This is a genomic window from Enterobacter cloacae complex sp. P24RS, from assembly GCF_014982165.1.
Classification (GTDB): domain Bacteria; phylum Pseudomonadota; class Gammaproteobacteria; order Enterobacterales; family Enterobacteriaceae; genus Enterobacter; species Enterobacter quasihormaechei.
Map to the genome: position 1 here is coordinate 65019 of NZ_JADCKU010000004.1, position 22249 is coordinate 87267.

Consider the following 22249-nt stretch of genomic DNA (forward strand, 5'->3'; position numbering starts at 1 on the left):
ACCGCCAAACGAAGAAAGACATCCTGGCGCATAACAAAGCGTGGCAGGCTAACTGCCAGAAACAAACCAGAGCCTCGCAATAGCGGGGCTTTTTTATGCGCATCGCACGCGCACATCAAAGAAAGTCTTTCAGCTGTGAGCCTGGGCAAACCGTTAACTTTCGGCGGCTTTGCCGTGCGACAGGCTCACGTCTAAAAGGAACTACCACATGAAATATTTATCGCTACAGCAAGCGATGCTCGGCATGCGAGTCATCATGACCGACGATGGACTTATTTTGAAAAGTCCGGCAGGTAGCGCACATTACGATTTGAAAGGACGTCGCCATACAGTATGGGGTGATGCTTCTTTCTTCCCTGAACATCTACGCGTTAAAGATAAGCGTAAACCGAAAGGTGGCTACGTCAGTTATGGCAATGGCGAAATCGTAGGCCATCGGGCTAATGGTTCTGTGGCCTGGCGAATTGGGAAGATCGAAGAACCGGCAAAAACGCCTGATGCTGCATTAGGTGAGCTGTCGGCTGTTTACACTCTTCCACGTTATAAAATTAGTAGCTACATGAAGAGACAGGAGCTGATTGCTAATGCTCTTGATGAAGCCAAGCAAAGATTTAGTGAAGAGTTTGGAGGGGCTCCAGCCGATAAAACAGCGGTAGTGTTCCTGGCTGATCGCTGGGTTGCTGTTGAGGGGAGATATACTCCAGACGAAATACGTGATGCCGCGGAATACATCAAGCGGAAAAGGAAGCAGAAAGCCGACGAAAAGGCGATGGCAGAATCATCTCCATTTGCCATGAAGGACGGACAGGTATTTATCAAGGATGCCGTCATCCCGAAGGTACAACTGAGCCGAACTGAAACGGACCCGCGAAAAGGTTATGCCATAAATGTTGGCATCGGTCCCGAAATTAAGACCAGCGTGAAGCTATCCCCTGAAATGGAAAAAGCGATTTCAGATGTTGTATCTGCGGAACTGAAAAAGAATCTTCAGCCGGGCGGCTCGATCAGGACTTTCTTGAAGCGTGGATTCTGACGGGAGGATGTATGCGTATCACTGTATTGGATGACGATCCGGGCCGGAAAATTAACCCAGCTCAGGAACGATATGCCGTTTTTCTCAATGGTGTTGAGGTTAAGCACGTCTTCACTGCTGATGATGAAAAAGGCGAGATAATTGCTGCTGTGCGGGATGACCGCGGATACATGAAGGCGGAGCGCGGCATTGTGAAGCAACAAACGCTTTACGGAAAAGTCACCATTAAGCGTCAATAAACCCCGATGGAGAAATTATGCAGGTCACTATTGATGGTGTCCCGTTTGTGCCTGCCTGCGCTTCAGCGTCACGGATTGGCATTGCCATCACTACCCACAACCGGCCAGACGTTTTAAACCGCGCCATTGAGCAGCACATTAAACATCTGCCCGCCGGGGCGCTGGTGGTGGTTATCGACGACGGCTCTAAACCTGCCGCCGTAGTACCTGACGGCGTGCAGCTGCTTCGCCATGAAACATCACTCGGCATTGTTGCTTCGAAGAACGCCAGTTTAACCGCGCTGATGGACGCCGGGTGTGAGCATCTCTTCCTGTGGGACGATGACGCCTGGCCCATCGCTGATAACTGGCAGTTGCCTTACATCGAATCACCCGAGCCACACCTGGCTTACCAGTTTCTCGATCTGGCAGGGACGAATAAGTTGAAGGATATGGCGGTCCTGTACCGGGATGATAAGCACATCGCTTACACCGGGCAGCGCGGCGTGATGCTGTATTACCACCGCAGCGCTATCGAGAAGGTTGGCGGTTTCGATCCCGTTTACGGTCGCGGCATGTACGAACACAGCGACCTCGCCCTGCGCATCCATAATGCTGGCCTGACGACGTGGGCTTACGGTGATGTGGTCGGTTCAGAAAAGCTGATCCATTCTCTCGATGAGCATGAAGCCGTAGAGCGTTTGGTACCGCGTCCCGACCGACAGGCGCTGGTGGAACGTAACGTGAAGATCCACAACGAACGGCGTGATGCCGGGTTTACTGGTTACGTTGAATACCGCCAGCAGCGCGACGTGGTTATCACAACGCTGCTCACCAGTCAGCCTGACCCGCAGCGCGGCACGAAAATGGCGGCCTCGCCTGACATGCTGAGCAAATGGGCGGCCTCGCTTCGCCAGTGTGGGCGTATAGCGCTGGTGGATGAATTACTGACGGCCCCGGCAGATGTTGAGCTGTATCTCGTACCTGACGTGAAGATGAATGTCTACTTTCGTCGCTGGCTGCACATCTGGCAGCATCTTCGAGATCACCCTGAATATCGGTTCGTCTGGTGTACCGATGGTACCGATGTCGAAATGCTTCGCGCGCCATGGGAAGAAATGCAGCCCGGTAATGTTTACGTCGGTTCCGAACCAAAGACATACGCCGATACCTGGGCAAAGCAGAATCATCCGGAGCGCATCTATCAGGAGTTTATCGAAGCGCACCGCAACGATGTGATGCTTAACGCTGGGCTGCTGGGTGGTACCCGCGCTGATATAATGGCGTTTGCTCACGGCATCATCCGTCTTTACTACCGGATCGAGAGTTATCGTTTCTGGAAGAAAGAACAGGCTGGCGCCGCGGTAGGCGACATGATGGCGTTCGGTATTGTTGCGCAGTCATTCGCTGACAGGCTGGTCACCGGCCCTCTGGTACATACCGTTTTCAAAACTAATGGTATCGGTGGGGAGGCCACATGGTGGAAACACAAGTGAAGTTTGTTGTGGTAGGTCACCACTCGCGACATAAGCAGGCGTTGCGTCTGGCTGAATCCCTTGGTGCTTTCCTGCTGATTGATAACAGTGACCGTGGGGCGAACTGGAATCATCACCGCGCGCTGCAATGGGCTGCTGAGCAATCCAGCAGGGTAGTGGTGCTGGAGGACGACGCCCTGCCAGTCCGTGGGTTTAAGGATCAGGTTGCTGTCTGGCTGGCGAGGTTCCCGTGTCACATGCTGAGTTTTTACCTCGGTACCGGGCGGCCGCCACAGTATCAGATGCAGGTTGCTGAGCGGCTAATAGTGGCTGATAAGACTCGCGCTGATTACATCACGCTGTCGAAACTCATTCACGGGGTTTGCTACAGCGTCCCGCCTGAGCATGTGCAGCGCGTGCTATCCCGCTGGGATAACAGCAAGCCCGCCGATTACGCTGTGGGTGATGCATGGGGTGGCTCAGTGATCTATCCGTGTTACTCGCTGGTGGACCATGCTGACGGCGAACCGGTTGAGCGTCACCCTGACTCAGCGCCACGCACAGAACGCCGACGAGCGTGGAGGTTGGCGTGAATAAAGAACCGCGTATCTACGGCAGCAAATGGGACAGAGAGCGTCTTGTCTTCCTCCGCGCACATCCTCTCTGTGTGATGTGCCGGGAGCAGGGAAGGGTGGCAGCAGCAACGGTTGTAGACCACATCATTCCGCACAAACTGAAAGAAGCTCTCCGATCTGGCGATGCGGCAGCGATAAGCAAAGCCCAGAAGCTCTTCTGGAGCCGCAGTAACTGGCAGGGCCTGTGCAAGCAGCATCATGATTCAACGAAGCAGAGGATGGAGAAGCGCGGCACTATCATCGGCTGTGATGAAAGCGGCCTTCCTCTTGATCCGACTTCGCACTGGTTCAAACGATAACATTTCTCATTCGTGAGCGGTCAGGGGAAGGGTGGGGTAAAAGTTCAGGACTAAGCCCCTGAATGACCGCCGCCCATCCTTTTTGTACACAACCGCGAAATGAAAAGTTTTTTTCCGGGAGGTTCCGATGGCAGGACGACGCCCGAAACCGACCCACCTGAAAGTGGTAACCGGCAACCCGGGCAAACGCAAACTCAACGACAAAGAGCCCACACCTGCGCGAGAAATTCCGAGTCCACCCGAGCACCTCACTGACTGGGGAAAGGTGGCCTGGGGAAAGCTAACCGTGCTACTCGACGGCATGGGGATTTTGACCATTGCCGATACGCTGGCGCTCGAACGTCTTTGTGATATTTACGCCGACATTCTGCAACTCCGTCTCACGATCGCCGACGAAGGGCGAACGTACACTGTGCAGACAGAGGGCGGTTTTTTGATTAAAGCAAACCCGGCGGTTGCCATGCTTGCCGACGCCGATCGTCGATTTAAAAGCTACCTGGTTGAATTCGGTCTCACTCCGGCCGCCAGAACGAAGGTGAAAGTGGATGGTGGAGAAAAAGAAGAAGACCCGTTCAACCAGTTCTTCGGTTGATCCCGCAACGCGATACGCCATGGATGTAGTTTCAGGTAAGGAAATCGCCGGACCGGATATTAGAAATGCCTGTAAACGACACCTTAAGGACCTTGAATCCTGTCATGCCCGGGGGATGTTTTGGGATACCGAAGCTGCGCAGCGCGCCATCGACTTTTTCGCGAAAGTGCTGAAGCTCAACGGCGGCGAGCATGAAGGTAATCCCTTTATCCTCCTGCCCTGGCAGTGTTTCATTGTTGGTTCGATATTTGGGTGGAAAAACTCTGAAAACTACCGTCGTTTTCGCATGGTGTATGTCGAATCGGGTAAAGGTTCGGGGAAGTCACCGCTGGCTGGCGGAGTAGGGCTCTACTGCCTGACAGCTGATAAAGAACCACGTGCTGAGGTATATGCCGCGGCCACGAAAAAAGACCAGGCCATGATCCTGTTCAGGGATGCGGTGGCGATGGTTGATCAGTCACCAGCGCTGGCGCAGCGGATTAATAAATCAGGCGGAGCCGGGAAGGAGTGGAACCTGGCTTTCCTTCAGACGGGGTCTTTCTTCAGACCCATCAGTTCTGATGATGGACAGTCAGGACCGCGTCCGCATTGTGCACTGATTGACGAGATTCACGAACATAAGAACAACCAGGTCGTTGAGATGATGCGCGCCGGCACGAAAGGACGTCGGCAGGCGCTGATTTTCATGATCACCAACAGCGGCCACGATAAAACCAGCGTCTGTTATGACTACCACGAGTACGGGCGTAAAGTTGCAGAAGGTTCGATTGAGGATGACAGTTTCTTTTCGTTCATCTGCTCGCTTGATGAAGGGGAGGACCCATTTAAGGACGAGTCATGCTGGAAGAAAGCTAACCCGTCGCTTGGTCACACCTTCACAGACCGTTATCTGAGGGAACAGGTCACCCAGGCGCGTGGCATGCCGTCGAAAGAGAGTATCGTTCGCCGCCTCAACTTCTGTCAGTGGGTTGACGCCGATAACCCCTGGATGAGCAGCGATGTGTGGATGGGGTGCGAAGAGGACTTCGACCTGCATGAATTGCAGGGTGAGGAATGTTATGGCGGCCTTGACCTTTCTGGAAGCCGGGACCTTACCGCGCTGGCGCTGTTTTTCCCGAAAAAAAGAAAACTGCTGGTGGAGTTCTGGACACCGAAAGACACGTTGCTTGATCGGGCTAAAACGGATCGGGTTCCTTATGACGCGTGGGAGCGGGATGGATACATTCATACCACGCCAGGGAAAGCGGTTAAGTACGGATTCGTTGCTGAACGTATAGCTGACCTTTCTCAGATGTTTTTTATCAAGGCGATAGCCTTTGACCAGTATCGAATCAAATATCTTGAACCTGAACTGGAAGATGCCAGCGTATCAGTGCCTTTGATCCCTCACGGGCAGGGGTACTACAAAGCCCAGGAGTCAGGGTTATGGATGCCGCACTCTATTGAGCTGTTCGAACAGCGGCTGGATGACGGCGACATCATCATCAAAACCAATCCCTGCCTGCGCTGGAATGCTGCATCAGCAGTAACCGAAGCCGATCAGAAAGAAAACCGGATCTTTGCCAAGAAAAAGAGTACCGGCCGTATTGATGGCGTAGTGGCATCTGCTATGGCTATTGGTGCATCTGAGGGGGATGTTGGGGATGAGGGCGATGTCGATGGATTTTTTGACGAACCGATCATAGTGGGTATCTGATGGCTAAGAATAAACAACCCGGGCGTGTAAAAAGCGCCCTGTTAAACTGGCTGGGAGTACCAATCAGTCTCACGACAGGTGAATTCTGGCGTGAATGGTATGGCACCAGTAGCAGCGGAAAGGTTGTTACCGCTGATAAAGCGATAAAACTCTCTGCTGTCTGGGCCTGTGTCAGGCTGTTGAGTGAGTCCATTTCAACACTCCCACTGAAAATATACGTGCGCCAGCCTGACGGGTCTCGAAAGGCTGCGACAGATCACCCGGCCTATTCGGTGCTGTGCCGTCGCCCTAACTCAGAAATGACGCCATCCCGCTTTATGTTGATGGTAGTAGCCAGTATTTGTCTTCGCGGGAATGCCTTCATTGAGAAGAAATTCATCGCAAACCGCCTGGTTTCGCTGGTGCCTTTGCTGCCGCAGAACATGGTGGTTAAACGGCTCACTACCGGGGCGCTGGAATACAAATACACTGAAAACGGAAACGAACGCATCATTCCGGTTAAAAACATGATGCACATTCGCGGATTCGGGCTGGATGGTGTTTGTGGGATGATGCCAACGATGGCGGGCGTTGATGTATTTGGCGCTGCTATGTCGGTGGATGAAGCGGCAGCAAAAATTTTCGAGAATGGCCTTCAAAGCACCGGATTTTTGTCCTCTGAAAATGCACTGACGAAGGAGCAGCGCGATCGACTGCGCCAGAACCTTCAGTCATTTATCGGTTCAAAAAATGCCGGAAAGCTGATGGTTCTGGAAAATAAATTAACTTACCAGAACGTCACAATGAACCCGGAGGCTGCGCAACTTCTTGAAAGCCGTTCATTCAGCATTGAGGAAATCTGCCGCTGGTTCCGCGTTCCGCCCTATATGGTTGGGCATACGACAAAGCAGAGCAGCTGGGCTTCGAGTCTGGAGGGTATGAACCTTCTTTTCCTGACGCACACCCTGCGACCTTTGCTGGTGAACATCGAACAGGAAATTGGACGGTGCCTGCTTGACAGCGATGACGAGGTGTTCGCGGAGTTCTCCGTAGAAGGACTGCTGCGCGCCGACAGCGCGGGCCGTGCTGCGTACTATACCAGTGCGCTCCAGAATGGGTGGATGTCCCGTAATGACGTGCGCCGTCTTGAAAATATGCCACCGATTGAAGGGGGTGATATTTACACCGTTCAGCTCAACCTGACGCAACTGAAAAATCTCGAAAGCAGCAATCCTGCTGTTCAGGCTCTGGCCCTGAGAGAACTGCATAACCACATATTCCCTGATATTTCCTTTGAACAATCTCCGCTGAAACAGGCCGCTTAGGAGCACTTTCCTGATGAGCAAAAAACAACTTCCGGCAGCACCGGCGGGTCGCCCCTGCGCGCGAGTCACCTGTGAAACTTTACCCTCCGCCCTGGAACGCTGGGATGGCGGGATCAAAGCCGCGTCCACCGACGACAACAGTATTTCTGTTTTTGATGTGATCGGGCAGGACTACTGGGGTGAAGGCGTAACAGCCAAACGTATCGCCGGTGCGCTACGGGCGATGAATGGCGCCGACGTCACGGTCAATATCAACTCCCCTGGCGGTGACATGTTCGAAGGCCTGGCAATCTACAACCTTCTGCGTGAATACGAAGGCCGTGTGACGGTGAAGGTGCTCGGTATTGCCGCCAGTGCCGCCTCGGTCATTGCGATGGCCGGGGATGATATTCAGATCGGTCGTGGTGCCTTCCTGATGATCCACAACTGCTGGGTCTATGCGATGGGTAACCGCCATGACTTTGCGGAACTGGCACAGTCTCTGGAGCCGTTCGATATCGCTATGGCAGACATCTACGCGGCGCGTTCCGGCCTTGATATGGCAGCTGTTCAGAAACTGATGGATGCCGAGAGTTATATCGGTGGCAGTGACGCTGTGGCGAAGGGACTGGCAGACAGCCTGCTTTCTGCTGATGCGGTCAGTGATGGCGATGAATCACCCGCGGCCGCGCTTCGCAAACTTGATGCGCTGCTGGCTAAAACCAACACCCCGCGCTCTGAGCGCAGAAAACTCATTAAAGCCTTATCCGGTGGCATGCCTGGCGCTGTCACCACCAACGACGGTACGCCGGGCGCTGCCGAAGATATCAAACCTGAAACCCTCAATTCACTTGAAAGCGCTCTTGCGGCGTTAGTCAAATAAGGACCCTTTATGTCTGAAGTAAACGAAATTCTGAAAAAAGTCACTGCCAGCATTGAAGAGGCAACCGGCAAATTCAACGCGAAAGCAGAAGACGCACTCAAAGAGGCACAGAAGTCAGGCAGGCTGTCAGAAGAAACAAAAGCAGCCGTTGATAAAATGGCTTCTGAGTTCAATGCGCTGCGTGAAGCTGAAAAAACCCTGAAGGCCGCAATGGGCGAACTGGAGCAACATGTTGCCCAGATGCCGCTGGCAAACGCGAAACAGGTTGTCGAGTCCGTTGGCCACCAGGTGATCTCCGCTGAAGCCCTGAAAACCTTTGCTTCCAGCGTGGAAGGCGGTAAGCGCATCAGCATCCCGGTTAAGGCCGCCCTGACTTCGGTGGATGTGCCTGATGGTGTTGTAGAGCCACAGCGCCTGCCGGGTATCGATACGGCACCGAAACAGCGCCTGTTCATCCGCGATCTGATTGCTCCAGGCCGTACGTCCTCCTCAGCCATTTTCTGGGTGCAGCAGACAGGCTTTACCAATAACGCGAAAGTGGTTCCTGAAAATACGCAGAAACCATACAGCGAAATTGAATTCACGCCGAAAATCACTGGCGTCAGCACCATCGCGCACCTGTTCAAAGCCTCAAAGCAGATCCTGGATGACTTCGCACAGTTGCAGTCCACCGTTGATGCCGAAATGCGCTACGGACTGAAGTATGCAGAAGAGCAGGAAATTCTCTTCGGTGATGGTACCGGCGTTCATCTGCACGGCATCGTTCCTCAGGCGTCAGCGTTCAATCCGGCGTTCACTGTCGAACAGCAGAGCGGGATTGACGATCTGCGTCTGGCAATGTTGCAGGCACAGCTGGCACGCTTCCCGGCGTCTGGTCATGTTCTTCACTTCATTGACTGGGCGCGGATCGAGCTGACCAAAGACAGCCTGGGTCGTTACATTCTGGCGAACCCTGCGGCGCTGACTGGTCCGACTCTGTGGGGCCTGCCGGTTGTTGCAACGGAAGCGGCAGCCTTCCAGGGTAAATTCCTGACCGGTGCATTTAACGCTGGTGCGCAAATCTTCGACCGCGAAGATGCGAACGTGGTTATCTCCACGGAGAACGCCGACGACTTCGAGAAAAACATGATCACCATCCGTTGCGAAGAACGTCTGGCGCTGGCTGTGAAACGCCCTGAGGCGTTCGTGTACGGTTCATTCAGCACCGGCGCGGGTAGCTGATAACTATTGCGGCCTTCGGGCCGCTTTTTTTTCGGGGCAAACAAATGCTTGATCAGAATGTGGTGAAACAGCATTGCCGCATTGATACCGACTTTACGGGTGATGATGCTCTGCTGGCGATTTACACAGGTGCAGCGGCCCGGTACGTCCAGACATGGACACGCCGAACGCTCTATGAAAAGGAAAGCAGCCCTGGCTTCGCTGATGACCCGGACCCGATACTGCTCAATGATGATGTTAAGGCAGCCATGCTACTGCTTATCGGTCACTGGTATGCAAACCGGGAATCCGTTGCCATCGGGCAAACCGTTGCAGAGGTCCCGCTTGCAGTTGAAGCCCTGCTTCAGCCATACCGAATTTACGGAGTGTAGGAGGGGTTATGCAGGCCGGAAGACTGAGAGACAGGGTGGTAATTCAGAACATCACAACATCACGTGATCCTTCTGGTCAGCCTGTTGAAACGTGGCATGACGGCGCAGAAATCTGGGCAGAAGTTAAGGGCATCAGTGGGCGTGAGTTAGTAGCCGCTGGTGCAGAAACGGCCGTAGCCACTATCAGGGTATGGACTCGATTTCGTAACGATATAACTGCTGCGTCCAGGCTCAGGGTTATGACTGGCCCGTTCAAAGGGGCCATTTTGAATATCGTTGGTCCACCAATCCCTGATTCTCGCGGTATTCAACTCGAAATTCTTTGTAAGCAGGGGATCGAAAAATGATAGAGACGAGCCTCGATTTTTCCGGGTTAAATGACATAGCAAAGGATCTGGAGGCGCTTAGCCGGGCTGAAAACAACAAGGTTCTTCGTGATGCCACGCGCGCCGGCGCGGAAGTGCTTAAGGAAGAAGTGATCGCACGTGCACCGGTACGCACCGGAAAACTGAAAAAAAACGTGGTGGTGGTTACCCAAAAAAGCCGTCGCCGCGGGGAAATTTCTTCCGGCGTCCATATTCGTGGCGTTAACCCGCGCACCGGCAACAGCGATAACACGATGAAGGCTAATAACCCGAGAAACGCCTTTTACTGGCGATTCGTTGAAATGGGAACAGCCAACATGCCGCCACATCCTTTCATTCGTCCCGCGTTTGACGTCCGCCAGGAGCAGGCGACAGAGGTCGCGATCAGGCGCATGAACCAGGCTATTGACGAGGCGTTAAGCAAATGACGGAAGACGATCTCTATCCTCTGCTGGCACCGCTGGCCGGAGGGCAGGTTTATCCCTACGTTGCGCCGCTCGGCAGTGACGGGAAGCCTTCAGTCTCGCCGCCCTGGGTAATTTTCTCGATTATTACCGACGCGGCCGCCGACGTTCTCTGCGGCCAGGCGGAATCAGCCGTTTCGGTGCAAGTCGATGTTTACTCCAGCACTATCACTGAAGCGCGTACGATCAGGAATATGGCGCTGGAAGCCCTGCAAACATTGAAGCCTGAGAACATTGTCAAAACGCCTGGTTATGAACCTGATCTGCATTATCACCGGGCCACGCTTGAATTTCAGGTGACCGTTTAAGTTCATTCACCATCACAGACCGCTCCGGCGGTCTTTTTTTTATCTGGAGAAATCATGACCAGTAAGTATGAAGTTACAAAGGGGATGACCTTTGCCGTCTCCGACGCACCCGTAACCGCCGAGGATTTTAATGCCTCAGGTTTCCCGGGGGCTGGTGTTACCTGGCTGGAAGCGGCCTGTGCAACAAAGGAGATCACCTTCACTGGCGGTCAAAAAGGGGATATTGACGTAACCACGCTTTGCTCAACTGAACAGGAGCAAACGAACGGCCTCGCCGCACCTGCTGAAATGAGCATTACCCGTAACTGGGTTGGCGATGAAGCAGCACAGGAGGCACTCCAGACCGCTTATGAAAATGACGAACTGCGTGCGCTGCGCGTGGTATTCCCGTCTGGTAATGGTTTCTACGTGCTGGTGGAGGTTCGTCAGAGCTCATGGTCTGCTGCAACCTCTTCCGTTGTTGGCGCGACTTATTCTCTGCGTGTACGTGGCAAACCTAAACGCATTTACGCGTCTGGTTCCTGAGCGGCTTCGGCCGCTTTTTTTATCCCTTCGACCAAGTAACAAGAGAAAAATGAAATGGCGCAAAAAACATCACAGAATTCATTACGCGACGTGGCGCTTACTGCATCAAAAGCCTATCGCACAAAAGACGGTATCACGGTCCCTGAGTGGGATGGCGCAAAGGTAACGCTGCGTGAACCGTCCGGCGATGCCTGGGTGAAATTCCGGGAGATCGTAAATCCGCAGCTCGCCGAAGGCGAAGAGGCTCCGACGCTGACGGAGGCGGAGAAGTTCCTGCGTAACAAAGAGGCGGATGTGGTTCTGTTTATTGACGTACTGCTGGATGAAAACGGCGAGCGCGTATTCAGTGACGAGGATCAGGAGCTGGTATCCAAAATTTATGGTCCTGTGCATGCGCGCCTGCTGGCTCAGGCTCTGGGCCTCGGAATGAGTCAGGAAGAAGCGGGAAAGCCGTAAAGCAGCCGCTGACCTTCTTCCTGATGTCGCTGGCGCTCCGGATGGGGCGCACTCTGCACGAGCTGCGCCAGACCATAACCGCCAGCGAGCTCAAAATGTGGATCGAGTTTGACCGCATAAGTCCTGTTGGGGACTGGCGTTCCGATGCACAGGCGGCGCAGATCTCCGTTGCAATGCTGAACTCTCAGGGCGGGAAATTCACCATACCTGACGTGATGCTGAAATGGGGTGAGCAGGAAGAAGGCTCTGAAGTCTCTGAACTTGAAGAATGGATGTCCAGTCTTTGACGCCCGCGGCTGCGGGCTTTTTTTATGGGTGAAATATGGCAACGCTGCGCGAGCTAATCATCAAAATTTCTGCGAACTCGTCTTCTTTTCAGTCTGAGATCGCCAGAGCGTCCCGTATGGGGACGGATTACTACCGCACTATGGAACAGGGCGGGAAAAAAGCAGCAGCGGCCACGCGAGAAACTCAGCGGTCTTTGGCTGACCTGAATTCTCAGCTCGCAACAGTACGTTCATCAGCGGCTGGGCTTGCCGGGGCATGGGCTGGCGCATTTGCCACGCATCAACTTGTTCAGTTTGCTGATACCTGGAACCAGCTGAATGGCCGTCTTCGCCTTGCGTCCTCTTCCAGTGAGGATTACGTGCAATCCCAGCGCGTGCTGATGGAGATTAGCCAGCGCACCGGAACATCCCTCGAGGCAAACAGCAACTTATACAGCAGAATTGCGCAGTCCCTGCGTGATGCCGGTTACGCTTCTGCTGACGTCGCAAAAGTTACGGAAACCGTAGCAACCTCGCTGAAGCTGTCTGGCGCCAGTACCGAAGAGGCGAGCTCTGTTATCACCCAGCTTAGCCAGGCGCTTGGCTCAGGCGTTTTGCGAGGCGAAGAATTTAACTCCATCATGGAGAACGGTGGCCGCCTGGCGAAACTGCTGGCTGATGGTCTGGGTACCACTGTTGGTGGCCTGCGAAATATGGCCAACAACGGCGAGCTGACGACCAACAAGATCGTCCCGCTGCTGACAAATGTAGAGATCCTGCGTAAAGAATTCGACACCTTGCCAGCATCCATCAGCGGATCTGCACAGAAAGTGCAAAATGCTTTTCTCGCCTGGGTTGGCGGGGCGAACGATGCCGTCGGCGCATCCTCCACGCTATCCGGCGTGCTGGATGGTCTGGCGAATAACATTGATGATGTGGCAAACACGGCAGGGATTCTGGTTGGCGTGGGTCTGGCTCGCTATTTTGGCAATATGGTCGGCAGCGTCGGCCAGTCAACCCGTGCAGTGCTCGCTAATACGGCCGCCGAGGTTGCGCTGGCTCAGGCTCAGGTCCGTGGCGCTCAGGTTAGCGTTGCTGCTGGCCGCCAGGCGGTTTACCGCGCTCAACAGGCGCGCGCAGCGGCGACAAGTATTGAGGCTCAGATTGTTGCCGAACGTAATCTTGCCGCAGCTCAAGCATCCCTGAACACAGCGCTTGCTGGAAGGGCTTCTGCCGTTAACAACCTCACCAATACAGCCTCGGTAATGTCACGGCTGGGTAGCGGAGTGTTGGGCATTCTCGGTGGCTGGCCAGGCGTTATTATCGGTGCCGGTGCTGCGATGTATGGCCTGTATCAGCATACCCAGCAGGTACACCGTGAGGCTGTCGGCTTTGCCAACAACCTTGACGAGATCAACACCAAACTCCAGCAGATGTCTGTGCTCGGCCTTCGCTCGACCGCCGCAGATGCGCGGACCTCTTTACAGGCGCAAAAGCAGGACCTGGCCGACCTCGACTCTCAGATCGCGAAGGTGAAAGACAGCCTTAAGGCGGTTGATCAAATCCAGCAGGATTATAACCGCCATCCGACGCTGACCTTGATCAATACCTTCATGGACCAGGCCGACATCACGGCCAAAAACATTGAACTTACCGATAAGCTGAATCAGCTGGAGTATCAGCGGGAACAGGCCGCTTCAAAAGTCGAGCAAACGCAGAAGCTGGTGAATGATGCCAGCGACCTGGCAACGCAAAAGGCTATCGAACAGGCTGGCGCCGTATCAATCCTGAAAGGTGCCTATGACCTGCTAAACCGCTCAATGTCAGCAACCGCTGGCGCCAAGCCTCCGCAGTATGCGGGGCCTGTGGTTTCAATGGCTAATGCGACGCCTCAGCAGCAAACAGCATTGGAACGTTCACGCCGCGAAAATGAGCTGGCCAGCTTAAGTGGATTAGAGAAACTTCATCAGCAGCACGTTTATGAAGCGGAAGATCTGAAGCTGACTGGAGCACTTTATACCCAGTACATCTACAACAAGGATCAGGCCGCCAAAAAGGATGCAGCAGCAGCCGAGGCAAAAAAAACTTCTACTGCCGCCTCAAGTGCTCAGAGTAAAGCCGAGCGCGCAGCAGCCAGCACCGCTGAGCAATATGCCCGCAAAATGGCCGATCTGAGCGTGGCTATCGATGTGCAACGCGTCAGGGCAACGGAAGGAGAAAAAGCGTCTGAGCTGTATGCAGCGTCGCATCAGGCAGGCACTAAATGGACCGACGAGCAGCGCAAGGCTATCCAGGCATCATCAGCAGAGCTGGCAAAATGGACGCAAAAAGCCGACGAAAACGTACGTAAGCAGCGCGAACAAGCCGATGCTCTGAAGGATTTAACTGAAGCGGCCCGAAAGTTCAGGGATGAGGCGACACTGACAACCGAAACCGCAGGCATGAGTGATCGCCAGCGCAGCCGGTTCGACGAGACGCAACAGATCGAGCGTGTTTATGCTAAAACGGACGGCGGCACTGAGGCCATCGCACAGCGCGCGGCTGCCCTTGATGACCTGGACAAGAAATACAAGGCTATAGCAGCAGCTGAAGCGGACTGGATGGCCGGAGTATCGCGCGGCTATGCGAATTGGTTCGATGAAATCAGCAATGTTTCCGGCACGGTTTCTGACGGGGTGAAAACCACACTCGACAGCGCGTTTAGTAATGTCACCTCAATGCTCGAAGGCAATAAGGTCAGCTGGAAATCCTGGGGTATCTCTGTTTTACAGATTATCGAAAAAGTCGCGCTGCAAATGGCAGTAGTCAGCGCGATGGGGGGTGGGACTTCCAGTTCTGGCATTTTTGGCTCACTCATCGGCAGCGTAGGCAGCTTCTTCGGGGGCGGTGCGGGAACATCAGCCAGTACCGGTACTGCGGTTTCCAGTTACGGTTCGAGCTTCCAGTTTAACGCTAAAGGCGGCGTTTATGACTCTCCTTCTCTGAGCGCTTTCAGTAATGGGATCGTCAGAAACCCCACCATGTTCGCTTTTGCGAAAGGCGGGGCCGGAATTATGGGCGAGGCGGGGCCGGAGGCAATCATGCCGCTGACCCGCGCACCGGATGGTTCACTCGGTGTTCGTGCGGTCGGCGCTGGTGGTGGTCAGTCTGTATCTTCGGCGCCACAGGTTTATATCACCATCGATGGCAACGGAAATACCACCACGCAGACTTCACCCGGCCTTGAGCAATTTGGTGCTGATGTCGGTAAATATGTTGATCAGCGATATAAGCAGAACATCATGCGAGATATTCGCCCTGGCGGTGACATCTGGAACGCAATGAAAGGAACCCGATAAAATGGCTATCGAAACTTTCACCTGGTGCCCACGAATTAACGCTGAGGCAGATATAAATTTCCGCGTCAGGAAAGCACAGTTTGGTGATGGATATGAGCAGGTTTCAGGGGATGGATTGAATACCAGAACCCAGCAGTGGACGCTCAACTTTACTGGCAACGAAACCTACATTTCCGCCATTAAATCTTTTCTCGACAGGCATGAAGGGACGAAAGCCTTTCAGTGGAAGCCACCGCTCGAACCTTTGGGTTTGTATCGTTGCGAAACGTATAAACCCACCGGGCTCGGTGCTGGGAAATTCAACCTTGAAGCAACATTCATCCAGGCATTTAAACCATGAGCTTAAACGCAGACTATCAGAAGCTGGAATCAGGGAACGACGTTCGCCTGATTGAGGTGGACGGTTCTTCTTTTGGACTGACGGAAGTTCTCCGCTTTCACAATTACAACATTCCCCACACCGAAGCGGAAATAGTCGCCGCCGGCGGGGATGAGGCCAAGCTCCCGGCGAAACCAATCTGGTGGCAGGGTAATGAATATTCCGCCTGGCCGTATCAGCTGGAAGGGCTGGAGAAATCGACCAGTGGCAGCAATGCGACGCCATCACTGACGGTCGCGAACATCGAAAGCTCTATTTCTGCCCTGTGTCTTGCATACGACGATTTGCTACAGGCCAAGGTCACTATTCACGACACAAAGGCAAAATATCTCGATGCGAAAAACTTCGCAGGCGGTAACCCTACAGCAGATCCGAATCAGGAGAAACTTCAGGTCTGGTATATCGACGGGAAAACGACCGAGCTTGCTGGCGAAACCATCGAGTTTGTACTGTCCAGCCCTATGGATCTTCAGGGGCAAATGATCCCCACGCGGCAGCTTCATTCCCTGTGCACATGGTGCATTCGTAATAAGTACCGCACAGGCGACGGCTGCGACTATGCCGGTACGCGCTATTTCGACAAAAACAACAACCCGGTAAGCGATCCGTCACTGGATGAGTGCAACGGCACGCTGACGGCCTGCAAACTTCGGTTCGGTGAAAGCAACGAACTCTCGTTTGGTGGGTTCCCGGGTACGTCGCTGATCAGGAGCTGATATGCGTCAGAAAACCATTGATGCAATTATGGCGCATGCCGCCGCTGAATATCCTCGTGAGTGCTGTGGTGTGGTGGCGCAGAAAAGCCGCGTTGAACGTTATTTTCCTTGCCGGAATCTTGCCGTGGCGCCGGAGGAAAATTTTGTCCTCTGTCCGGAAGATTACGCAGCTGCTGAGGACTGGGGTACGGTGATCGCCATCGTTCACAGCCACCCTGACGCCACTACGCAGCCGAGCGAACTGGATAAAGCGCAATGCGACGCAACGCTTTTACCCTGGCATATCGTGAGCTGGCCCGAGGGGGATTTACGCACCATTCAGCCGCGCGGAGAGTTGCCACTGCTGGAGCGCCCGTTTGTACTTGGTCACTTTGACTGCTGGGGGCTGGTAATGAGCTATTTCCGGCAAACGCATGGTATCGAACTCCACGATTACCGGGTTGATTATCCCTGGTGGGAAAACGAATATCCGGACAACTTCTATCAGGATTGCTGGTACGAGTGCGGATTCCGTGAATTCGACGGGCCGCCGAAACCTGGCGATATGGTGATCATGCAGGTGCAGGCTGATAAGTGGAACCACGCGGGTATACTGCTGGAGGGCAATATGCTGCTGCACCACCTGTACGGTCACCTGAGTCAGCGCGTGCCGTATGGCGGTTACTGGCAGGAACGAACGATGAAGATTCTACGTTACAAATCTCTGTGCTAACCTTTTGCAAAACGAAAAAAGGGGTTAGGGATATGAGGAAATTTCTTTCGATATTGGCGTGTAGCCTGATTGTGGTTAGTTGTACACCTTCTGAAAAGGATTTCATTGACATGGGGGAGTCCTTAGTCAAAGACACCCTCAAAGATCCGGACAGCGCTAAGTTTGAATCATTTTTCCGTGATTTTGGTGAAAATACTGGATATGTTTGCGGTTATGTGAATGCAAAAAATTCATACGGCGCATACACGGGTAAAAAACCATATTATGTGCGGATTGAGGTCAAAGATGGAAAGGTCAATGATCATGGACCAATCATCATTATTAATGACCAAGACCAAAAGAAAATTGATTCCTATGAGTCAATCTGTCAAAAGGACTGATGTGTGATGAAAAAGATTATTCTCCCAATTTTTATCTTCCTGCTGATGGGTTGTTCTGTTTCCTCATTGGAAGAACAAAAACCTATTCTGTCAGAGCATTCAACAAAAACTGTTGATGAAGTTAACCGTTGCCTTGCCCCTAAATGGGTGGAGCTACGTTCTTCAAGTTCCAGCATACCCACTGAGTCAGGATACAAAATCACAGCATCGGACGATATATTCGGTGCTCTTTCAGTAGTGAATATAGATAAATCAGCGACAGGTGGAAGCGATATAAAGGTTTATGCCGTCGCGAAAGGATGGAACGACCACTGGGCTACGGCCGCCAGATCATGTCTTTGAAAAAGCCAAAAATAATCTAAGCCACCTTCGGGTGGCTTTTTTTATGGAGAATGAAAATGTCAGAGGTTATGACTCGAATTGAGCTCGGCGGTGTTTTGGGGAAAACCTACGGGAAGGTTCACCATCGCCTAATAAGAACAACCGCAGAGGCGATCAACTCTCTTACAAAAACAATAGACGGGCTGGAGAAGTTTTTGATAACCAGCAAAGAAAGGGGCCTTACCTACGCCGTCTTTAAAGATAAAAAAAATATCGGAAAAGATGATTTTGGTTTTCCGGTAACTGGTGAGGTTATTCGAATTGTCCCTGTAGTGATCGGAAGTAAAAAGGCTGGAGTTTTACAGACAATTCTTGGGGCTGTTCTTGTCGTTGCGGGGATTGCTGTTGGGATGCTTTCTGGTGGAACACTATCTGCTGTTGGCTACGGAGCCGCGAAGTTTGGTGCAGCTATGATCGCTGGTGGAGTTGTTCAAATGTTATCTCCTCAGCCTACAGGTTTAGCCAGTAAACAAAGCGCAGATAACCGTGCATCGTATGCGTTTGGCGGGGTGACAAATACCGCCGCACAGGGTTACCCGGTTCCGCTCCTTTACGGCCGCCGGCGAATCGGCGGGGCAATTATTTCCGCCGGGATTTATGTCGAAGATCAGCAGTAGATAACAAACCTTTTTACAAGCCACCTTCGGGTGGCTTTTTTTATGGGCGCGATATGGCGAATAAAATTACCGGACGAAAAGGGGGGAGCTCCAGTTCCCGAACTCCTACCGAACAGCCTGATGATCTGCAATCTGTAGCGAAGGCAAAGATCCTCGTTGCGCTTGGGGAAGGGGAGTTGGCTGGACAGCTCACCGGCAAAGATATCTACCTGGACGGAACGGCGCTGGAGAACGCCGACGGCTCCCAAAACTTCAGCGGCGTGACGTGGGAATTTCGCTCTGGTACGCAGGCCCAGAAGTACATTCAGGGCATTCCCGGTACCGAAAACGAAATCAGCGTGGGAACCGAGGTAACGAGCGCTACAGCGTGGACACGAACCTTCACCAATACACAGCTTTCGGCGGTTCGTTTACGCCTGAAATGGCCTTCGCTTTTCAAGCAGGAGGACGATGGCGATCTGGTTGGTTACTCGGTTAATTATGCGATTGACTTGCAGACGGACGGCGGGACATGGCAGACAGTCCTCAATACCAGTGTGACCGGGAAAACGACCTCAGGTTATGAGCGTAGCCACCGTATTGATTTACCTCAGGCGGGCAGCACCTGGACAATTAGACTACGCAAAATTACCGCTGACGCCAACAGCGCGAAAATCGGCGACACGATGACGCTACAGAGCTTCACTGAGGTGATTGATGCGAAATTGCGATATCCGAACACCGCGCTGCTGTACATTGAATTCGACTCCAGCCAGTTTAATGGTTCTATACCTCAGATCTCCTGTGAGCCTCGTGGCCGCGTTATTCGCGTTCCTGATACTTACGACCCAGAAACCCGATCTTACAGCGGGACATGGACCGGGGCGTTTAAGTGGGCATGGACGGATAATCCTGCGTGGATTTTTTACGATCTGGTTGTTTCTGACCGGTTCGGCCTCGGTCACCGTTTGACTGCTGCTAACATCGATAAATGGACGCTTTATCAGGTTGCCCAGTATTGCGATCAGATGGTACCGGACGGTAAGGGTGGCGATGGAACAGAACCACGCTATACCTGCAACGTGTACATTCAGGACCGGAACGACGCTTACACAGTCCTACGTGATTTTGCTGCCATTTTCCGTGGCATGACGTACTGGGGTGGCGATCAGATCGTTGCTCTGGCCGATATGCCCCGTGATGTGGATTACAGCTACACGCGCGCTAACGTTGTTGGCGGTCGCTTCACCTATTCAAGCAGCACCACGAAAACCCGCTACACTACAGCGCTGGTTTCATGGTCCGATCCCGGTAACGCCTACGCTGACGCGATGGAACCCGTATTCGAGCAAGCGCTGGTGGCGCGGTACGGCTTCAATCAGCTGGAAATGACAGCCATAGGCTGTACCAGACAGTCAGAAGCGAACCGAAAGGGGCGCTGGGGTATTCTCACCAACAACAAGGATCGCGTTGTTTCGTTCGATGTCGGGCTGGACGGAAACATACCGCAGCCTGGCTATATCATCGCTGTGGCAGACGAGCTGCTTTCCGGAAAGGTTATGGGCGGCCGCATTAGCGCCGTTAATGGTCGCGTTATCAAACTTGACCGTGTGGCTGATGCAGCAGCAGGTGATCGCCTTATCCTCAACCTTCCCTCCGGAGCGTCACAGAGCAGGACCATTCAGGCGGTTAACGGTGAATCGGTCACAGTCACCACCGCGTACAGTGAGACGCCTCAGGCCGAAGCTGTCTGGGTGGTTGAGTCAAACGAACTCTACGCGCAGCAGTATCGTGTTGTGAGTGTCGCTGATAACGATGATGGCACTTTCACCATTACCGGTGCATGGCACGATCCGGATAAATATGCCCGAATCGATACCGGAGCCATCATTGACCAGCGGCCGGTGAGTGTGATCCCGCCGGGCAACCAGTCGCCGCCAGACAACATCGTAATCAGTTCGTTTTCAGTGGTGCAGCAGAATATCAGCGTCGAAACGATGCGCGTGAGCTGGGACCAGGCGCAGAACGCTATCGCCTATGAAGCGCAATGGCGCCGCAACGACGGGAACTGGGTTAACGTGCCGCGCAGCTCCACCACGTCATTCGACGTGCCGGGGATATATGCCGGGCGCTACCTGGTACGTGTACGCGCCATCAATGCCGCAGAAATCTCGTCCGGATGGGGCTATTCAGAAGAGAAAACGCTGACGGGGAAAGTGGGCAATCCGCCGAAACCGGTCGGCTTCATCGCTTCTGATAATGTGGTTTTCGGTATCGAGCTGAGCTGGGGGTTCCCGGCGAACACCGACGACACGCTGAAGACGGAAATTCAGTATAGCCTGACCGGGACGGAAGACGATGCGATGCTGCTGGCAGACGTACCCTATCCGCAGCGCAAGTATCAGCAGATGGGCCTTAAGGCAGGGCAAATTTTCTGGTACCGCGCGCAGCTGGTGGACCGCAGCGGAAACGAGTCAGGGTATACAGACTTTGTGCGCGGGCAGGCCAGCATCGATGTATCCGATATCACCGATGCAATCCTGGAGGACATGAAAGGCTCCGATACGTTCAAAGACCTGATCGAGAACGCGGTGGACAGCAATGAAAAAATTGCTGGCATGGCTGACGACATCAAACAGGCCAATGACGAACTGGCGCAACAGGCGCAGGAAATCGCCAAAAACGCCCAGGATATTGGGAAAGTTCAGACCAGCGTTACAAACCTGTCGAGCACGGTCGGAAATGTGTCTTCTTCTCTGAGCGAGCTTGAGCAGACAGTGGCGATGGCCGATACCGCACTGGGTCAGCGAATTGATAGCATAAACGTGTCTGTGGACGGCATGGCGGGGGGAGTTAAGAACTCCGCCATCGCGATTATTCAGGGCAACCTGGCGCAGGTGGCGGCGCGCAAAACACTGTCTGCATCGGTCGCCGGTAACAGCGCGCAGCTGGACCGTATTGATGAGGTGATCGTCAACGAGAAGGAGGCAACGGCGCGTTCGCTGCTGAGTTTGCAAACTGACGTGAACGGCAACAAGGCATCCATCAACAGCCTTAACCAGACGTTCTCGGATTACCAGCAGGCTATGGCCACGCAGGTAAACAGCATCACGGCAACCGTCAATGGGCACACTTCAGCGATCACCACCAACGCGCAGGCCATTGCGAACGTTAACGGAGACCTGAAGGCGATGTACAGCATCAAGGTCGGGATGTCCAGCAATGGTCAGTATTACGCGGCAGGGATGGGGATCGGCGTGGAGAATACGCCGTCCGGCATGCAGTCGCAGGTTATCTTCCTGGCTGACCGCTTCGCCGTTACTCACCAGGCAGGAGCACAGGTCACGCTTCCGTTCGTTATTCAGAACGGACAAACCATTATCCGGAATACAGTGATCGGTGAAGGGACTATCGACAATACCAAAATCGGCAGCTACATCCAGTCGACAACCTGGGACGGCACCGGGAACGTTGGCTGGCATATCAACAAATCAGGCTACGCGACGTTCAACAACGTGACCGTTCGCGGCTCGATTTACGCCACAAACGGTAATTTTTCTTTCAATGGCTCCGGCAACACAACGGTGATTAATGGTAATGGGGTAACCATTAATATTCCGGGTGGCGGCCGCATCGTACTGGGGACGTGGACATAAA

Annotated in this window: 25 protein-coding genes; all 25 read left to right on the forward strand. The window is 53.5% G+C overall.

Annotated features, from left to right (window positions below; translation table 11 throughout):
• Positions 1-208 precede the first annotated feature (208 nt).
• Entirely contained in the window at positions 209-1033 is an 825-nt protein-coding gene (locus INF58_RS04825) for a hypothetical protein (protein ID WP_193527270.1), read from the forward strand.
• An 11-nt stretch (positions 1034-1044) separates the two neighbouring features.
• Complete coding sequence (locus INF58_RS04830; RefSeq protein WP_193527131.1) at positions 1045-1272, forward strand: hypothetical protein; 228 nt, start codon at positions 1045-1047, stop codon at positions 1270-1272.
• Between the two features lie 17 nt (positions 1273-1289).
• Entirely contained in the window at positions 1290-2747 is a 1458-nt protein-coding gene (locus INF58_RS04835) for a glycosyltransferase family 2 protein (RefSeq protein ID WP_193527132.1), read from the forward strand.
• The gene (locus tag INF58_RS04840) at positions 2729-3319 is read left to right on the forward strand and encodes a hypothetical protein (protein WP_193527133.1); all 591 of its coding nucleotides are present in this window, start codon (positions 2729-2731) and stop codon (positions 3317-3319) included. Before INF58_RS04835 ends, INF58_RS04840 begins: the two co-directional genes overlap by 19 nt.
• Positions 3316-3660, forward strand: a complete 345-nt coding sequence (locus tag INF58_RS04845) for an HNH endonuclease (protein WP_032622513.1) — start codon at positions 3316-3318, stop codon at positions 3658-3660. The genes INF58_RS04840 and INF58_RS04845 overlap by 4 nt, the downstream gene beginning before the upstream one ends.
• 127 nt (positions 3661-3787) lie before the next feature.
• Entirely contained in the window at positions 3788-4252 is a 465-nt protein-coding gene (locus tag INF58_RS04850) for a phage terminase small subunit P27 family (RefSeq protein WP_058671565.1), read from the forward strand.
• Positions 4206-5948: a terminase large subunit gene (locus tag INF58_RS04855; RefSeq protein ID WP_121528170.1), complete on the forward strand. Its 1743-nt coding sequence runs from the start codon at positions 4206-4208 to the stop codon at positions 5946-5948. Before INF58_RS04850 ends, INF58_RS04855 begins: the two co-directional genes overlap by 47 nt.
• Positions 5948-7252 (forward strand): phage portal protein, encoded by a 1305-nt coding sequence (locus INF58_RS04860; RefSeq protein WP_045347669.1) that lies wholly within the window; start codon positions 5948-5950, stop codon positions 7250-7252. Before INF58_RS04855 ends, INF58_RS04860 begins: the two co-directional genes overlap by 1 nt.
• A 13-nt stretch (positions 7253-7265) precedes the next feature.
• Positions 7266-8114 (forward strand): head maturation protease, ClpP-related, encoded by an 849-nt coding sequence (locus tag INF58_RS04865; protein ID WP_193527134.1) that lies wholly within the window; start codon positions 7266-7268, stop codon positions 8112-8114.
• 9 nt (positions 8115-8123) lie between these two features.
• The gene (locus INF58_RS04870) at positions 8124-9335 is read left to right on the forward strand and encodes a phage major capsid protein (RefSeq protein ID WP_032622508.1); all 1212 of its coding nucleotides are present in this window, start codon (positions 8124-8126) and stop codon (positions 9333-9335) included.
• 44 nt (positions 9336-9379) lie between these two features.
• The gene (locus tag INF58_RS04875) at positions 9380-9706 is read left to right on the forward strand and encodes a head-tail connector protein (RefSeq protein WP_193527135.1); all 327 of its coding nucleotides are present in this window, start codon (positions 9380-9382) and stop codon (positions 9704-9706) included.
• 8 nt (positions 9707-9714) lie between these two features.
• A complete protein-coding gene (locus INF58_RS04880; RefSeq protein ID WP_193527136.1) occupies positions 9715-10053 on the forward strand; it encodes a phage head closure protein in 339 nt (112 codons plus the stop codon).
• On the forward strand, positions 10050-10499 hold the full coding sequence (locus INF58_RS04885) for an HK97-gp10 family putative phage morphogenesis protein (RefSeq protein ID WP_032622505.1): 450 nt from the start codon (positions 10050-10052) through the stop codon (positions 10497-10499). The genes INF58_RS04880 and INF58_RS04885 overlap by 4 nt, the downstream gene beginning before the upstream one ends.
• Complete coding sequence (locus tag INF58_RS04890; RefSeq protein WP_032622504.1) at positions 10496-10843, forward strand: DUF3168 domain-containing protein; 348 nt, start codon at positions 10496-10498, stop codon at positions 10841-10843. Before INF58_RS04885 ends, INF58_RS04890 begins: the two co-directional genes overlap by 4 nt.
• Positions 10844-10897: 54 nt before the next feature.
• Positions 10898-11368: a phage tail tube protein gene (locus tag INF58_RS04895; RefSeq protein ID WP_000202242.1), complete on the forward strand. Its 471-nt coding sequence runs from the start codon at positions 10898-10900 to the stop codon at positions 11366-11368.
• 54 nt (positions 11369-11422) lie between these two features.
• Complete coding sequence (locus INF58_RS04900) at positions 11423-11824, forward strand: phage tail assembly chaperone (RefSeq protein WP_032622503.1); 402 nt, start codon at positions 11423-11425, stop codon at positions 11822-11824.
• A gap of 23 nt (positions 11825-11847) precedes the next feature.
• The gene (locus tag INF58_RS04905) at positions 11848-12111 is read left to right on the forward strand and encodes a DUF4035 domain-containing protein (RefSeq protein WP_032622502.1); all 264 of its coding nucleotides are present in this window, start codon (positions 11848-11850) and stop codon (positions 12109-12111) included.
• 35 nt (positions 12112-12146) lie between these two features.
• Positions 12147-15428 carry a phage tail tape measure protein gene (locus tag INF58_RS04910; RefSeq protein ID WP_193527137.1) on the forward strand — a complete coding sequence of 1094 codons (3282 nt, stop codon included), beginning with the start codon at positions 12147-12149 and terminating at the stop codon, positions 15426-15428.
• Position 15429: 1 nt separating this feature from the next.
• Entirely contained in the window at positions 15430-15768 is a 339-nt protein-coding gene (locus INF58_RS04915; protein ID WP_017384364.1) for a phage tail protein, read from the forward strand.
• Entirely contained in the window at positions 15765-16523 is a 759-nt protein-coding gene (locus tag INF58_RS04920) for a phage minor tail protein L (RefSeq protein ID WP_193527138.1), read from the forward strand. Before INF58_RS04915 ends, INF58_RS04920 begins: the two co-directional genes overlap by 4 nt.
• Before the next feature lies 1 nt (position 16524).
• Positions 16525-17235: a C40 family peptidase gene (locus tag INF58_RS04925; protein ID WP_180240817.1), complete on the forward strand. Its 711-nt coding sequence runs from the start codon at positions 16525-16527 to the stop codon at positions 17233-17235.
• Positions 17236-17267: 32 nt separating this feature from the next.
• On the forward strand, positions 17268-17615 hold the full coding sequence (locus INF58_RS04930) for a hypothetical protein (RefSeq protein ID WP_180240816.1): 348 nt from the start codon (positions 17268-17270) through the stop codon (positions 17613-17615).
• A gap of 6 nt (positions 17616-17621) precedes the next feature.
• A complete protein-coding gene (locus INF58_RS04935; RefSeq protein WP_032622494.1) occupies positions 17622-17957 on the forward strand; it encodes a hypothetical protein in 336 nt (111 codons plus the stop codon).
• Between the two features lie 56 nt (positions 17958-18013).
• Positions 18014-18613: a tail assembly protein gene (locus INF58_RS04940; protein WP_180240815.1), complete on the forward strand. Its 600-nt coding sequence runs from the start codon at positions 18014-18016 to the stop codon at positions 18611-18613.
• Between the two features lie 53 nt (positions 18614-18666).
• On the forward strand, positions 18667-22248 hold the full coding sequence (locus INF58_RS04945; RefSeq protein WP_193527139.1) for a host specificity protein J: 3582 nt from the start codon (positions 18667-18669) through the stop codon (positions 22246-22248).
• Position 22249 lies beyond the last annotated feature (1 nt).

What these genes read in the sequence shown, in the direction of transcription:
- INF58_RS04825 (WP_193527270.1), top strand. Translation starts at nt 209, where the DNA reads ATGAAATATTTATCGCTACAGCAAGCGATGCTCGGCATGCGAGTCATC.
- INF58_RS04830 (WP_193527131.1), top strand. Translation starts at nt 1,045, where the DNA reads ATGCGTATCACTGTATTGGATGACGATCCGGGCCGGAAAATTAACCCA.
- INF58_RS04835 (WP_193527132.1), top strand. Translation starts at nt 1,290, where the DNA reads ATGCAGGTCACTATTGATGGTGTCCCGTTTGTGCCTGCCTGCGCTTCA.
- INF58_RS04840 (WP_193527133.1), top strand. Translation starts at nt 2,729, where the DNA reads ATGGTGGAAACACAAGTGAAGTTTGTTGTGGTAGGTCACCACTCGCGA.
- INF58_RS04850 (WP_058671565.1), top strand. Translation starts at nt 3,788, where the DNA reads ATGGCAGGACGACGCCCGAAACCGACCCACCTGAAAGTGGTAACCGGC.
- INF58_RS04855 (WP_121528170.1), top strand. Translation starts at nt 4,206, where the DNA reads ATGGTGGAGAAAAAGAAGAAGACCCGTTCAACCAGTTCTTCGGTTGAT.
- INF58_RS04860 (WP_045347669.1), top strand. Translation starts at nt 5,948, where the DNA reads ATGGCTAAGAATAAACAACCCGGGCGTGTAAAAAGCGCCCTGTTAAAC.
- INF58_RS04865 (WP_193527134.1), top strand. Translation starts at nt 7,266, where the DNA reads ATGAGCAAAAAACAACTTCCGGCAGCACCGGCGGGTCGCCCCTGCGCG.
- INF58_RS04870 (WP_032622508.1), top strand. Translation starts at nt 8,124, where the DNA reads ATGTCTGAAGTAAACGAAATTCTGAAAAAAGTCACTGCCAGCATTGAA.
- INF58_RS04875 (WP_193527135.1), top strand. Translation starts at nt 9,380, where the DNA reads ATGCTTGATCAGAATGTGGTGAAACAGCATTGCCGCATTGATACCGAC.
- INF58_RS04880 (WP_193527136.1), top strand. Translation starts at nt 9,715, where the DNA reads ATGCAGGCCGGAAGACTGAGAGACAGGGTGGTAATTCAGAACATCACA.
- INF58_RS04885 (WP_032622505.1), top strand. Translation starts at nt 10,050, where the DNA reads ATGATAGAGACGAGCCTCGATTTTTCCGGGTTAAATGACATAGCAAAG.
- INF58_RS04890 (WP_032622504.1), top strand. Translation starts at nt 10,496, where the DNA reads ATGACGGAAGACGATCTCTATCCTCTGCTGGCACCGCTGGCCGGAGGG.
- INF58_RS04895 (WP_000202242.1), top strand. Translation starts at nt 10,898, where the DNA reads ATGACCAGTAAGTATGAAGTTACAAAGGGGATGACCTTTGCCGTCTCC.
- INF58_RS04900 (WP_032622503.1), top strand. Translation starts at nt 11,423, where the DNA reads ATGGCGCAAAAAACATCACAGAATTCATTACGCGACGTGGCGCTTACT.
- INF58_RS04905 (WP_032622502.1), top strand. Translation starts at nt 11,848, where the DNA reads ATGTCGCTGGCGCTCCGGATGGGGCGCACTCTGCACGAGCTGCGCCAG.
- INF58_RS04910 (WP_193527137.1), top strand. Translation starts at nt 12,147, where the DNA reads ATGGCAACGCTGCGCGAGCTAATCATCAAAATTTCTGCGAACTCGTCT.
- INF58_RS04915 (WP_017384364.1), top strand. Translation starts at nt 15,430, where the DNA reads ATGGCTATCGAAACTTTCACCTGGTGCCCACGAATTAACGCTGAGGCA.
- INF58_RS04920 (WP_193527138.1), top strand. Translation starts at nt 15,765, where the DNA reads ATGAGCTTAAACGCAGACTATCAGAAGCTGGAATCAGGGAACGACGTT.
- INF58_RS04925 (WP_180240817.1), top strand. Translation starts at nt 16,525, where the DNA reads ATGCGTCAGAAAACCATTGATGCAATTATGGCGCATGCCGCCGCTGAA.
- INF58_RS04930 (WP_180240816.1), top strand. Translation starts at nt 17,268, where the DNA reads ATGAGGAAATTTCTTTCGATATTGGCGTGTAGCCTGATTGTGGTTAGT.
- INF58_RS04935 (WP_032622494.1), top strand. Translation starts at nt 17,622, where the DNA reads ATGAAAAAGATTATTCTCCCAATTTTTATCTTCCTGCTGATGGGTTGT.
- INF58_RS04940 (WP_180240815.1), top strand. Translation starts at nt 18,014, where the DNA reads ATGTCAGAGGTTATGACTCGAATTGAGCTCGGCGGTGTTTTGGGGAAA.
- INF58_RS04945 (WP_193527139.1), top strand. Translation starts at nt 18,667, where the DNA reads ATGGCGAATAAAATTACCGGACGAAAAGGGGGGAGCTCCAGTTCCCGA.